The sequence below is a fragment of the Methanoplanus endosymbiosus genome (assembly GCF_024662215.1).
GTDB classification, from domain to species: Archaea; Halobacteriota; Methanomicrobia; order Methanomicrobiales; family Methanomicrobiaceae; genus Methanoplanus; species Methanoplanus endosymbiosus.
In genome coordinates, this window is the sequence record NZ_CP096115.1 from 1685586 (window position 1) to 1698602 (window position 13017).

7 protein-coding genes are annotated in these 13017 nt (G+C 40.4%); 4 read left to right on the forward strand and 3 right to left on the reverse strand.

All coding sequences use genetic code 11. The annotated features are described in order from the left end of the window. Positions 1-25: 25 nt before the first annotated feature. From L6E24_RS07455 to L6E24_RS07470, 4 genes are all read left to right on the forward strand, one after another. The gene (locus L6E24_RS07455; protein ID WP_257741364.1) at positions 26-817 is read left to right on the forward strand and encodes a hypothetical protein; all 792 of its coding nucleotides are present in this window, start codon (positions 26-28) and stop codon (positions 815-817) included. Between the two features lie 158 nt (positions 818-975). Beyond that, positions 976-1365, forward strand: coding sequence for a protease inhibitor I42 family protein (locus tag L6E24_RS07460; protein ID WP_257741365.1), 390 nt, complete (start codon positions 976-978; stop codon positions 1363-1365). Positions 1366-1535: 170 nt separating this feature from the next. Then, positions 1536-2339: an ABC transporter substrate-binding protein gene (locus tag L6E24_RS07465; RefSeq protein WP_257741366.1), complete on the forward strand. Its 804-nt coding sequence runs from the start codon at positions 1536-1538 to the stop codon at positions 2337-2339. 301 nt (positions 2340-2640) lie between these two features. Then, positions 2641-4065, forward strand: a complete 1425-nt coding sequence (locus L6E24_RS07470; protein ID WP_257741367.1) for an MFS transporter — start codon at positions 2641-2643, stop codon at positions 4063-4065. A gap of 79 nt (positions 4066-4144) precedes the next feature. Here L6E24_RS07470 and L6E24_RS07475 read toward each other — a convergent pair whose 3' ends face one another. Genes L6E24_RS07475 through L6E24_RS07485 form a run of 3 tightly spaced genes read right to left on the reverse strand, consistent with a single transcriptional unit; the run spans position 4145 to position 13005 of the window. Then, a complete protein-coding gene (locus L6E24_RS07475) occupies positions 4145-9481 on the reverse strand; it encodes a DEAD/DEAH box helicase family protein (RefSeq protein ID WP_257741368.1) in 5337 nt (1778 codons plus the stop codon). After that, complete coding sequence (gene druD, locus L6E24_RS07480; RefSeq protein ID WP_257741369.1) at positions 9474-10532, reverse strand: Druantia-type antiviral defence protein DruD; 1059 nt, start codon at positions 10530-10532, stop codon at positions 9474-9476. The genes L6E24_RS07475 and druD overlap by 8 nt, the downstream gene beginning before the upstream one ends. After that, on the reverse strand, positions 10519-13005 hold the full coding sequence (locus L6E24_RS07485; protein ID WP_257741370.1) for a hypothetical protein: 2487 nt from the start codon (positions 13003-13005) through the stop codon (positions 10519-10521). The genes druD and L6E24_RS07485 overlap by 14 nt, the downstream gene beginning before the upstream one ends. Positions 13006-13017: the final 12 nt, after the last annotated feature.

Below are 13017 nucleotides of genomic sequence, written 5' to 3' on the forward strand. Positions count from 1 at the left end.
TATAGATCATCTTTGGTGTTTTTGAATGAAGGAGAAACCATTAAAAGCGGCAGATATTGCAAAAATATCGGGACTGAGTGAGAAGGAGATTAAATCAGTAACTGAGGAATATCATGAGATTGTTCCCTGCCGGAAATTCGGGCGGGTCAATCTGTATGAAGAGAATGCCGTATCAAAGATCACTGAAATCGTCCGGATGAAAAATGAGGGGAAGAGCAGGGATGAGATATATGCAGATTCAGGGAGGAGGCCGGATAAGAAGAGCACACATGAGAGGGTGAGGGAGAAGGTCAGAAAAGAGAGCAGCGGACTGCCCGGAAAAACCAGGCAGCCGGGAAAAACAGCCATAATTCCCGATTCATCGTCTGTAGCACGTACAGGTAAAAAGGAGAGTTCGGAGAGACTGAAGGAGCTTGCAGAATCGAGGAAAAATAGAGAAGACATTAATAATGTAGATAATATCGCCGCTCAGGCCCTTAAGACAGACCGCGCAATCGTCCGGATAGAAAAACTTGAATCAGAGATTACCTCCCTTAAAGAGAGAATTGAAAGTGACAGGGAGATAATCCGGTCGCATTTCGAGGACATTGAGAAGAAACTGAATATAATGTCGGAGTGGATGGAGTTCTTTGACGGCGAGAGAGAGAAGATAAGAGACGGAATTGAAGAGAGTCATTTAAACCGGAATTATGAACTTGATGCAATAAGAGAGGGGATTGAGAAGAGCCGTTTAAGCCACGAAGATGATATTGCAAAGATAAAAGACGAGATTGAGATACTTAAACTTCCGTGGCTGAAGAGAAGGAAATATCTGTGAGGCAGAGATCGTATTTTTCCGGTAACTTCCGGAAATCCCGAAGTCATCAGAGGATTTAAACAGGATTGTGCTCTATCTGTAGTTAAGGGGCACAGATACGAACCGGATGTAATCCGGAATTCAGAAGTGCCACAGTATTACAAAGGAGATGAGAAATTATGAAAATAACAGTAATAATGGTCGCAGGTATTGCGCTGGCTCTTGCACTTGTTGCCGGATGTACAGGCACATCCATCCAGTGGCTTTATGAAGGGGACAATGGCAGAACTGTTGATGTGCCTGCCGGAACTGAAATTATAATTTCACTGCCGGAAAACCCGACAACAGGGTATTCATGGGAGATGAACGGCGGCGGACTTACAGCAACCGGAGATGAATATTATCCTGACAAGGTTCCGGAAGGAACTGTCGGCAGTGGCGGCACCCATGAATGGAAATACAAGGCAGAGAATGCCGGAACATATACAATAGAAGGTATATACAAGAGAGCCTGGGAAGAGACTGCCACAGATGACAAACGGTGGCAGGCAACCATCGTTGTAAAATAATCTTATTTTTCAGGGCAGGGTGTGACCAAATCTCACCGTTGCCCCTTTTCCTGCAGACATTGTGCTCAGCAATTTCAGGAGATACTATCCTGAACCAATCTCCCGGAGAGCGGAATTCACTTGAAAATCATTTCATAACAGATAAATTCTAAACAGTTCAAAATCTCGCTATGGACAGAAGATTGTTATCCGTTCTGGTATTACTTGTTGCTGTTATTGCAGTGAGCATTGCAGGATGTACCGGAAGCACTCCTGCTGAAAGCACACAGCAGACTGCTGATACAGCAACAGAGCTTTACAAAGTTGGTATTGATGGAGGCCCATACCCGCCATTTACAATGATCGATGATCAGGGTAAGGCAACAGGTTTTGATGTTGAATCAATGAAATGGATCGCAGAAGACCAGGGATTTGAAGTAGAGTTCAATCCGATCTCATGGGACGGAATTATTCCTGCACTTCAGGCAGGAAAGATAGATATGGTCTATTCAGGGATGACCATAACTGACGAGCGTAAGGAGAAGGTTAACTTTTCAAAACCATACTGGACTGTAAATCAGGCAGTTGTTGCAAGGAAGGACTCCGGTGTAACCGTTGATGATTTAAAGGCAGGAAAATATGCAGTAGGTACACAGAGAGGATGTTCAGCAGGGATCTGGATGGAAGAGAATCTTGTAAATGAGGGCATCATGTCTGAAGACCAGATCAAATCATATGACAACACACCTCTGGCAGTAAATGATCTCGAAGCAGGAAGGATTGAAGCTGTAATGTATGACAGCACAGTGATGAGAGACATCATCGACGGCAAGGAGAACCTTGAGATCGTCGGATATATTGAGACAAACGAGGAGTTTGGAATTGCTGTCCGCAAGGATGATACAGAACTTCTCGGAAAGCTCAATGCAGGACTTGAAAAACTCATGGCATCTGACGACTGGCAGGAGCTCATTGATAAGTACAAGATGAAATAGATTCCAAACTTTTTTAAAATCTTTTTTTTTTAATTAAAAGGGAATGTCCCCTTTACCATTCCGCATCCGGCTGGGGTCATACACCGGATTTTAACACGTGAACTACCTCTGGGCTAAAGACCAAGGGGATTTACTCTAAATTTTTAAAGCCGGTTATCAGATGTTGCAGAACCGGCCGGATATCAGAAACGGTTATCCGCAGAATTTCAGAATACAAAGGATAATGTTGACAGAAAGCACAGGTATATGAATCTTTTAAAACCGGAATTCCGGAAAAATAAAAGGTCTTGAGGCATTAATATTGAGGGAAACAGAAGATGAAAGCAGAAATAACAGCAGATACTATAACACTGCCTTAGTCCTCTTCTGTCTCTGTATTATCATACCTATGATAAGTGAGACTATGCTCATCGCGGCCCTGCCGGTTATTGAACATGAGTTCTCAGCTACAGGAATACTTGGCGCATGGATTCTGCCGGTAGTCCTGCTTGTCGGTGCGGCGTTTGCACCATTTGCCGGGACACTGGGGGACTGTTTCGGCCGTAAGAAGGTACTCTGCATATTTCTCTCATTTTATGTTGCAGGGACATTTATGGGAGGTTTTGCCTGGGACATCTGGTCTCTGCTCTTCTTCCGGTTTTTGCAGGGTATAGGGATTGCAGCGTCACCTATTGCCTACGCACTGGTATCAGAACAGTTTCCACTGCATAAGGTTCCGATGGGGATTGCTTTTCTTGCGGCCTCATATGGTGCAGGGGCACTGACAGGTGTGCTATTCGGAGCTTATATTATTGACTTCTTCGGCTGGAGGGCAACATATTACATATTATCTCCTGTCGTGGCGGCACATTTTATTGCAATGTTATGGTACATCAGGCCGTCATCTGAGACAAATTCCGGAGGTATAGACTGGAAGGGAACGCTATGTCTCTTTGTGTCGCTTCTCTCCCTGATGGTTTCGGCGACAGTTCTATATGACAGCGGAAAAATCGATCTATGGTCACTGTCTGCAATAGCGGTCTGTCTCATCTCCGGGCTGCTCTTCTTTTACATTGAAAAGAGAACGGATTTTCCGGCGATAAACCTCTCAATGCTTAAATCCCCGTTGATGATAACGATATCGGCATCTGCGGTGCTTGTCAATATGCTCACATACCTGCTGATTCAGACTATGCCGTTTATCATTCAGAGTCCGACCGGACTTATGCTGGATGCAAGGTTTGTCGGACTTGTGATGATGCCCGGTGCTGTTGCAGATATGGTTGCAAGCCCGGTTGCCGGACGATGGATGAGGAAAAGGTCTGCAAAGGTTCCGATCTATCTTGGTGCGGTTATGATGGCTGCCGGATGTATGCTCTATTTTGTGCTGCCCCAGTCGATAATCTCCCTTGCTGTCATCTGGGTGCTCTTCTCCGGAGGAATGGGTATTGTTGCAACATGCTATATGATAATTATGATTAATTCTGTCCCGAAGGAGAGGACAGCCGGGGCTACCGGGCTTTTGCACAGTTCAATAAATGTCGGAGGGATGGCAGGGCCGATGATTGCCGGAATTTTCCTTGCGGCATATACGATGAACTTTACAATAGGCGGTGAAGTCTGGACCCTGCCGACAGAGCAGGCATTTGAACTTTCGTTTGGTTTTGGGGTTGTTGTTACGCTTGTAATCCTTGCCCTTATCTATCTGATCTGCCGTTTTTCCGGCCTGAATAAGACTCAGATTTGAACTGAAAAATAGAAAATAGTAGTATCAAAAAGTGCTCAGACAGATTATTATGGCCCATTCAATATACTAATCACTCGCTTCAATGGGGACTCAAATTCCTAATAAATTTATCAACTTCATCGAATGCTTTTGGAAGCGCTCTAATTACCATTTTATCTGACAAATAAAAAGTATTTGATTGATTTCCTGGAAGAACCCACATCGCAGGACACACCACAAATTCAATTGATTTATTTGGTAAAATCATTGAGATACAAGTACTATCACATTTAAATTTAATTCTTGGATGATCATCAACAATCAACCTTTTGAGTGGATAGATTAGATCAGACTGCTTATCAACACTCAATGGTTCCGGCAGATCTCCATACATACCCCAGTTAAGGAGATCAAATGCAGCAAAACGATCTAATTTATCATGAACTCTCTGGTTCCAGTAATGTTTAAGACATGTGTGACACGCTGTATTACAAGGATTTTCTTCATCACAATTCAAAACATCCTGAACATTCTCAAGTAACGGGTCGATCATTTTCCAAAGGCCAGTTGCATATCCTGCTCCACTTGACAGACTATCATAAATGTAAATATCAACAAAGGTTGTAGATCCAGTTCCGTGAATTCTGTGACCACCTTTAATATCTTTGAAATCAACATCCAGAGTACGACTTGCAGCAAGTAAAAACGCCTCTGCAAGTGTTGTTGCAGCGTTTGAAATCCACATGCCAAGGGGATTTGTATTAATTCGAGACTTATCCAACTCAAACTCAAAGACAATCATATCTGTTGCAAAGGTGTGCCCAAGATACAGATTTATTGGATTATGAGAACACTTCTTTGAAGTCACACCCGGGATTGCGTATGGTCGATCAATATCTTCCAACATTTTCGATCCGGAACCTTCACCAGTAAGTTGTTCTGCAACCTCTGCTGCACCACACTTCTGACATACATTAAATCCACGTCCTTTTACACCCTTGTTAATGATCCTGATCTTATCTGAACGAACTGCTGCCATTATGTGCTGACAACCAATATCCTTCATGTCCCTACGGTCAGGTGTTGCAAAGTAACATGGCTCTTCTGCATAAGACTGTTCAAATTCTGCGTGTGCTTCAGGAATTGGCCTTCCATTTACGGGAGCAAAACCCCACGGTCGGAGCAACTTCTGTTTTTTGTTTTCAGAGACAGGTTTTCCACAGAATGGGCATACCCCATCCATTGGATAGTCTGTATCAGTCCATCCACAATACGGATCAGGACAAAGATACAAATCCGAAAGATAATTTGGATCCTCAAAATATGGTTGTGCCTGATTCTCACGTTTATTGCCTTTTCTAAACTTTGAGTGAAAACTGTAAATTCCACCAACTTTGTAGGTTTCCTTGTTTACAACGAGAACTTTCCCCGGAGCATACTCACTAATCGCAATGTCAAGTGAGCGGTCTGGTCTTTGGAGAATTTTACTTCCATATCTGTCCTCAATAAAGAATCCTACTACATCTTGTGGGAAAGAGTAGGTTGGCAAGATTCCCTCAAAACTCAAATGATCAAGAAGACTTATTTTATGTCCTTTTTCAACCTGCGCCTCATACAGTTCACGATTTTGGAGCACATCATCCCGGATTCTCTGTAATTCAGGTGTAAGACCATCTACTATATTTTTATAATAAATGTCATCTATTTTTTTAGCAGAAAAAATGGTTGCCTCAAGGTCTGGTTTAAACCGGAATGTATTCAGAAAATCGATGAAATCATCATAGAAATTATCAAAGAACGATAATACCGGATATTCATACAAGTCAGTCCTATTTTCACTCAAAAATTCACTTAAGATAAGCAAATTGACATGCCGCTGAAGTAATGTGAAATTATCTACATCAATCCATGGACTACTGGCATCTCCTGAAATTATTTTATCGGGATGAGTGAAGTACCACCCATCATGGGGACCATTATGAGCATAGGTTACAATGGTTGAAATTGATGTTCCGCGTCTTCCCGCACGTCCGGCTCTCTGTTGATAATTCTCCCGCATCGGGGGAACATTTCGAAGGCTGATGGCAGTCAAAGAACCGATATCAATACCAACTTCCATCGTTGTTGTACAGCTCAATACATCAACTGGGTAATCATCATCAAATAGAAGATTCTGAAACCCCATCTCATAACTTTCCGTCGTAGACCAGATGTCAAACTGTTGATCTTTGTAGGAAAGTTGTGCTGTGTGTTCTTCGGTATTAATGGTACGAATTGATTTCCCTGAACCTTCAGTGATCGCATCAATAACTGGTTCTCTCCAGAACTTGTATCGTTCAAGATCCTCCTCACCCATATCATAGATGTCAGAGGAACCACAATCAGCACATTTTCCAAACAGGGTATATGGAAAAATATTAGAACATGTCTTACAACGGTACCAGTTATGGTTGTCCCGGTATTTTAACGCAATTTTATCTAGGACAAGAAAATAGCTGCCATTTTCCTCACCTCTTCCGCGACGAAGGAACGTTTTGAACAATTTAAGCAAGATCAGATCAATCTGTTTCGAAGTATATTTTTCCTTCAAAACATTCTTGAATCGTGAGGGTAGTTTATTTTGATCTTTCTCTTCTACACCAAATCTGCCATATTTACGAAGGGCAATATTATACCTAATCTGATCGGAAATCAGGGTTCCAATAGCATATGAGTTTGTACAATGATACTGGGCCCATGCAGCAAAAAGAGCAATGAACTCCCCTTCAGACATCTCAATATCATGTTCCTCAAATGATTCAAGACATTCTTCAATATCATCTTTGTAGCAAGGTTCCATCCAACCCAGTCCAAGATCTGTCAAAGACCTGAAGGACGAGCAGAGATTTTTCAGGAGTTGTTCTGAAAACAATCCCGGTATATCATCAAAATCTTTGACAAGCCGATCGTATTTTAATGATTGGTTACGTTTTTCTGCTTTTTTGATAGCAACTTTGATGATTTCCAGATCTTCTTTAAAGCGAGCCTTGTTCCCCCCATAGAACAGGCGTAAATGATTGTGAGATGCGATCTCCAAAAATGCAGGGTAAAGCATCTCAAGTGTCACAATATTCCCCGTATCTTCAGCCCACTCCTGCAAATGGATAGCTGCCAGAACCAAAACAGCTCTTGCAGCATAAGCATCTGCTGCCCGGGTCATATCTTTGGCAAGTAAAGCAGCTCTTTGCCTGCTGTCAGAAAATACCAGTACTTTTCTCCCGGCATTTGGTTGTTGTTTGATTTTTTCTTCATCAAATATTGTAGGTGGCTGTACGGACAATTGTGATGAAACAATGTTGTAAAATGGTTCATTTCCTTTTGTAGAAAAATCCGAAAAAGAGTAGTACGTCAGTCTTTTTTTACATTTTGGACATTTACTAAATGTAAACTGATCCGGTTTTCCTTTTACCGGATTAAGAGAATAACAAACCTGTAGGAATTCATCTTCTTCAGCATGAATATTGTTGAAATGGATGAAACCAGTCTTTGTATCAAGCCATCCATTACGAATATTCTCCTTCCCCATATTCCCGGACCAATTCTTAGGGACAACGTAAAGATGTACTTCCTTCAATTCATCTCCAAATACCTCGCCCGGAGTTTTCCAAAGGTATTTTTTCTCCACAAAATTTTCTGCATTATGCAAATATCCTTTGATGAACAGGGCTCCACATCTTCTATCGTTGATTAACTCATAGATTTTCCCACCACAAGAACAAGTATCCCGTCCATTGTCTGAGTAGATCTTCCCAAGTGTGATACCGTCACCGGTGTGTTTTTCAGAACATTTCGGATTTGTACAGGCGTACAACCCCTGTAGGCCACGGAAAAACATGTGAAGTCGTGCAGGGAAAAGAACCTGCCCATCTTTTTTGGCAAGTGGTAGAAGCGAGAGAAGAACCTGAGTTGCGGGGAGTGCAGTTTCGATGTCATAATCGGGGAAAACAATTCCTGCAAGTTCATTGATCTCGGTAGCGTTTCCAGCGGTTTGATTTATTATCCGTTGAACTGGACCATATTTTGGCAATGTTTCAAACAACCATGCTTCCAGTTCTTTGATTGTATCATACGGTGGTCTGGTTCCGTCAAGTAACCGGAAAAATTTGTGGACTGCCAATATCTTTGTCGTATTATCCAATTGGAAATCATCGAGAGGGAAGTCACGAATCTTTTTTGCGGAAATATCAATCGAATTAGGAGAATTATACTCCTTATTTTCTCCAACAATTATCGAGAATGTATCTTCTTTGCATGAAGTGATTTCCCTGAGAAAATGTTTAAGTTCAATTTTACTGCCCTCATCATCAGCCGGAATACTGGCACTGGTGAGGATAAACCGAACTTTATCACGTGTAATTCCCAACTTGTACATTAACCGACGAATGAGAAGGGCAACCTCTCCCCCGGCAGAACCGTGATACATATGTGCTTCATCAATGACTAACAGAAGTTTGTTATCGGGAAACTCGTTCAACCAATCGCGGGTATTCGACCAGAATGGCTGTTCAATCTGCCGAATCAGCATGTACTGAAGCATCGAATAATTTGTGACAAGAATATCAGGACAATTATCCTGCATCTCTTTACGTGTGATTAATTCCGCATCTTGTAACGTTGTTTTATGGTTACCCTCATTCAGATTTGCAATATAGGTTTCCAGATTATATTTTGAAGGATACTTCCCCATTGATTTGAGTTCCGCAATCAACTCAGGGCTATGGTTGATTAGATTACATTCCAGTGTTTTTGCCAGATTTACATCCTTCTTTTTCACAGGCTGACCCGGATAAGGTGTTCTGCCGGTATACATCCCAAACTGGGGAGAACGGATGTTTATATCACCCGTATACTCTGTAAAGAGTGTGTGAAAATCTCCATCATAATCCCCAATCATTTTACGCAAACGGCCGATCTGATCCGCGACCAGTGCATTCATGGGGTAAAGTAACAACGCCCTGACACCTCGTTTTTTCCAAGAATCAGGATGTGTTTTTGCTTCATTTGCAAGGTTTGCAATAAGGGGCCACATGAAGCACTCTGTCTTTCCAGAACCGGTGCCTGTCGTTACCAGAATGTCATTCCCATGATAAAAATCCTCAAGTGCTTTAACCTGGTGACAGTAGGGATTTTTGAAAACACCTAAATTTTTGTCACTCATCTGGCAAAGGAAATCTTTGATTTTTTCCGGGATATTAGCATCAACCAGTCCGTTTTTTTGTAAGTGGTATGTCTGATTTGATTCAATATAGGGATCCCTGTAGATAGAATTTTTTTCATCCAGAAGATCTTTACATGCACCCAAAAGAAGATCATTTTCACCAAAGTATTGTGCCTGAATGTAGTCTTTCAGTTTTTCCACAAGTTCACGGTGTGTACTTTGAACGCTGTATTCAGCCATTTTGTAACACCTTAATGTTCAAATTTTCCAGAAGTTCTATAATAATTAGAAGAAAAACCGGTGATGTAATAAATTCAGTTCTGTCCAGAATATTACGAACTGGCCAAGTTATCATGTAGAACAACATTCCCTCCCTTCCTGGAAGAAAAGAGTTCAATTTGATTTTGATTGCATCGTTGTAGATTGTTATTTTGGCATGTTCCGAATTTTGACTCAGATACCGAAGACCATACATAAATCTGCGAACATCCTGCAGCTTTATGATATGATCCGGAAATGCAAGTGTGTATATCTCTCCGTTTTCTTGTTTAGCAAGTCCATAATCAAACAAATTATTCCGATACACAGTTAGTTCCCAAGGATGACAAAGCAATTGTTCCCATGACTCAGAAAAAACCCGCCTTGATAATGGATCAAAATACCTTTGGACATCAGATATAACAGAATTCAGTGTGAATTTTCCCTCCGCAAATCTGCTGTACTCAAGGACAGTATCTTTTGCATCAATTTGCGGAATCAAAAAAAGTTCTTCAAGAGAATACGCATTCTGTTCTGAAATCCTATTGACATACCATCCGAGACCATGTATTTCCCCATCTTTACCAAATGATGTTCCACGTAGCAAATATAAGTCTTCAGAAACTTTTGCGTATTTATCAGGGGGTAACTGAATGATATTTTCAGGTCCGGGAACAATAAATCCAGAGAATTCCAGTCTTTCCTGAATTACTTTTGTTGGCTGAATTTCTGGTTCATCCTTGGGATAAAACCACTTTTTCACATCCGGATAGATATCTAAATATGCGGAAAGGATGAGATTACATTTTCTGGTCACGTGATGTTTTGTGTAACGTATATTTCCTGCATCCCAGTTCTCACTTTCAATATCAATACTTCGATCCAAGACAGTTGTTTTTGTCCACTCGGAAATGGCAGAGTAAAGTATTCGGGCAATATAGGCATTCTCGTCTTCACAGGAAAAACGTGACATCCCCATCCCCTGTGCCATAATTTCATGGGGGTCTTGCCCCATGAAGTTATTTCCCTCCAAGAAGTTTCTCTACGATCTCTTTGAGGTCTCCTCTACTAAGATATTCTAATCTTTGATTCAGTTCATCCGCAGTTCCCAGTAATTTACAATAAGTTCCAAGCTCCAGAATCAGCGCAGCATCTTCATTATTTCTGTCCTTCTTTGCAACCGCCGAAAATATCGCCGCTCTGGTTAGATTATAACCATTTGTTACACTAGTACCACGTGAAAGATCAACAATCCTCCCGTATAGAGTCTTTACTTCCTCTAAGTTTCTTTCAACAGGTACAGCTATAGCACAGTTACCAGGATCCAAAATTTCTGTTTTAATAGAAGTAATAACATCCTCAGAATTGATGAGGGCCATGTATCCCAGTACACTTGAAGGAAGTATTCGTATGTTTTCTGCGAAATCAAGTGAGAATATAATATATTTTTCGGGATTTTCATCATGAATATCTCTTGCAAGATGTGTATAGCAGTATTCATCAATGGATCCAATTACATTTTGAAGAATTACAACATTACCGCAAGCATTTTTCACGATATTTATAAGAGAAGAATAGTCGTTGTAGCCAGTTGGAACTGATATAACTTCAGGAGTTTGTGAGCAAAGAGTAACTGAGATTGCCTGAGCCATGAGATTTGCATTACATCCTGTTAGGAGGAGTGGAGTTCTCGTGAAATATGCTCCTGCAATGAACTCAGCAAGGATTCCAGAATATTCGTAACTTACTCCAATGTTCAAGAGATTATCAATCAGATAATCTATCAATTCCTTAGGATTAATAATTTCAGACGGATCTGAACCATATTTTTTTGCTGATTGAACAAAAAGATTTGAATTTGGTGATGAGGCAACACTTGTTTTTTCAGGCACTCCGGATTGCATCAGACCTTTGAATAATGCCAAATCTCCAAGGAATTCCCCAGGATTCTCCTGAATATTCCTGAGTTTCAGCTCACAAGAGGACTTTAATTGCTCATTTATTTCTTCTAAAGTACTTTTATTCTGCTCAAGTTTAGATAATTCTTCCCGAATGTATTGATTATCAGATATATCATTCTGCAATTGTTCTTTGGAAACCCTCAATAAGGCTATGTCATTTTGGACATTGTCATATTCCTCACGGAGAAACTTAATATCATTCAGGATGATATTACGTTGATCAGCTCTAAATTCTTCACACTCTTTATCGAGTGCCTGCATTTGTTCCTTTTTTAAGGTCTCAATTTCTCCAACAGCACTCTTTTTTAGATCTTTTTCAAACTCTTTTAGTTCCTGTTCAATCTGGATCTTTAAAGCTGCTCTTTCTCGATCGCCTTCAGATTCAACAGTTTTTCTGAGTGATTTTAAGGCATCAGTTTCAGCGGTTTTTTCCGCTTTGATTACAAGAATTTCTCCATTAAGTTCATCTATTGCAACATTAAGGTTAGAAATTTCACTTTCTAAAGCCACTTTTTGCTCAAGCAATACTTGGTTAAGTTCAGGTTGCATTTTGGCAACATATTCTTCATTGATCTTCGGGAAGTGAGTAATTACTCCGCTTACAAACTCCTCAACTTTATCGTCTGTGTTAAGATACGAGTTTATAATCTTTATTTGATATTCAAGCCGTTGCTTATTTTCTGTTGATTCTGTCAAAATGGGTTGTAATTTTAAATTTGATAGGGCTTCAGTGGTTATTTTATTTACTAATTTTTTCTCATTTTCTGAATAGTTCAAGCGAGTGGCAATATGGTAAAAATATCTTGCAAAACGGGCTGAATCAGTATGGAGGGATAAAGAATCCAACTTATCATTTTGACTAATTTTCATCTTGGTGTAGATGAGTCTTCGGTTCAGATCTACGGAATTTTCAGATAATAAATCATTATATTTCGGATCAAACGAATCAATAACATCAGTTCTTTTGATATTGTATCGATTCAATGACTTTTTATCAATTACAAAGAGCAACTGATTATATCGTATACAGGACGTTGCTTTATTAATTTCAACACAGAAGAAATCTTCTTCATTGTAATCGTAGATTACAAGGAGGTTGTCTGAAAACGTATCCGGAACAACAATCCCATTTTCCAGTACACGTGCAAACTCATCATCAGAACCCACCAATAACCTCAGATTTTCTGGTGATTCCGGAGTTTTTAAGAAGATGAGTTCATAATAAGTGTATTTGAAATTAATTTTTTTATGAAGGACTGAATAAGGGACTGCATCATAACCCTCAGAACTATCATTTTCTTTCCACACCCAGAGGCCAACATTGTCATGGTCAGATTGAACAGGGGTTTTCTCCATATTAACTGGTATGAGCATGGTTCCCCCATCTGGATCAGTGTAGATTTTACCAATGGAATTCACTCTGTTTTTATTCCAATCTGCTGTAGAAATATCTGCAATTCTTAAAATTTTGATGTCATCGTCACTAAACTTCACCGGAATTCCGATGCAGCAATGTAAATTGGAATATTTTTTTAAATTAGTCATTACTTTTCAACT

What these genes read in the sequence shown, in the direction of transcription:
- L6E24_RS07460 (WP_257741365.1), top strand. Translation starts at nt 976, where the DNA reads ATGAAAATAACAGTAATAATGGTCGCAGGTATTGCGCTGGCTCTTGCA.
- L6E24_RS07465 (WP_257741366.1), top strand. Translation starts at nt 1,536, where the DNA reads ATGGACAGAAGATTGTTATCCGTTCTGGTATTACTTGTTGCTGTTATT.
- L6E24_RS07475 (WP_257741368.1), bottom strand. Translation starts at nt 9,481, where the DNA reads ATGGCTGAATACAGCGTTCAAAGTACACACCGTGAACTTGTGGAAAAA.
- L6E24_RS07455 (WP_257741364.1), top strand. Translation starts at nt 26, where the DNA reads ATGAAGGAGAAACCATTAAAAGCGGCAGATATTGCAAAAATATCGGGA.
- L6E24_RS07485 (WP_257741370.1), bottom strand. Translation starts at nt 13,005, where the DNA reads ATGACTAATTTAAAAAAATATTCCAATTTACATTGCTGCATCGGAATT.